At 63.8% G+C, this 1,118-nt stretch carries 2 protein-coding genes; one reads left to right on the forward strand and one right to left on the reverse strand.

Annotation, left to right across the window (positions count from 1 at the left end; genetic code table 11):
* Positions 1–408, reverse strand: a 408-nt coding sequence (locus R7035_RS25755) for a MobA/MobL family protein (protein WP_318146385.1), incomplete at its 3' end; no start/stop codon positions are given.
* A gap of 182 nt (positions 409–590) precedes the next feature.
* Here R7035_RS25755 and R7035_RS25760 point away from each other — a divergent pair.
* Positions 591–851, forward strand: coding sequence for a mobilization protein (locus R7035_RS25760; protein ID WP_169573164.1), 261 nt, complete (start codon positions 591–593; stop codon positions 849–851).
* The last annotated feature ends 267 nt before the right edge of the window (positions 852–1,118 follow it).

Genomic DNA, 1,118 nt, shown 5'->3' on the forward strand with positions numbered 1-1,118 from the left:
GGGCCGCTCGATGCCGTCATTGATCCGCTCGGAGATCATCAGGTGGCAGTGCGGGTTCTCGCCGCCACCGGCATGGATGGCCAGCGTATACGGCAGGCGCTCGCCCTCGGTCAGATGCCGGGCGAATTCGTCCACCAGCTCCCGCTGCTGATCTAGGGTCAGTTCGACCGGCAGGGCAAACTCAACCTCTTTGAACAGCCGCCCATTGGCGCGTTCATACAGGTCGGCAGCATCCCAGTAGTCGGCGGGGCGCTCGGCCCACTCGGGCAGGTGGCCGGACTGAGTGTGCAGCACCTCGTCACGGTCGCGGGAGTAACGGCCCTCCCGCTGGATGTAATCGGCTTTCGCCTTGGCCGACTGGCCGCCGTTCCGGCTGCCGGTCTTGGCCGTAAGGTGATAGATGGCCATAGGGGTTTAGCTCCATGCAATGGCCCTCGGAGAGCGCACAGCCCCAAAGGGGTGCCCGCAGGGCAGTTTCTCGAAGAGAAACCGGTAAGTGCGCCCTCCCGTTAGAATGACGGTCGGGGTTTGCGGTGTCTGTGCTCCGATGATAGCATGATGGCAAGCACATAACCAAGGGGAATGTCAACATGGCAAAAGCAGCGGAACGGCTCGCCAAGCTGGAAGAGCAACGGGCACGGATCAACGCCAAGATCCAGCGGGTCAGGGCACGGGAGCAGCAGCAAAAGCGCAAGGAGGACACCCGGCGCAAGGTGCTGGTAGGCGCGTGGATACTCGGCAAAGTCGAAAGCGGCGAGTGGCCAGAACAGCGCTTGCTCGATGGGCTGGACAGCTACCTAGAGCGCGACCATGACCGGGCGCTGTTCGGACTGCCACCCAAGCAGGAATAGCAGCCACAGGAGCATGGCCAGCCGGAGCCGCAAGAGGGGCAAGGGTGAGCTTCTACCGGCTGACACCTGCCGAGATCGAAGCCCTGCAGCAAGAGATGCGAGAGGCGGGCGCGACCATCAAGGCGGAGATAGCCAAGCGCAAGGTGGCCAGCATGGCCCCTGCGGGGCTTCACACGCGCCCCCGCCCTGCGGGCAGGGGTAAAGGCCGCTAAAGCGGCTAAAGGCGTCTGCGGCTTCCTGTGGCGTCTGTGCATGGGGTTTGGGTTT

The organism is Vibrio sp. 1731, assembly GCF_033339955.1.
GTDB classification, from domain to species: domain Bacteria; phylum Pseudomonadota; class Gammaproteobacteria; order Enterobacterales; family Vibrionaceae; genus Vibrio; species Vibrio alginolyticus.

Bases quoted from the DNA above. Each gene is read 5' to 3' on its own strand.
- R7035_RS25760 (WP_169573164.1), top strand. From the start codon at position 591: ATGGCAAAAGCAGCGGAACGGCTCGCCAAGCTGGAAGAGCAACGGGCA.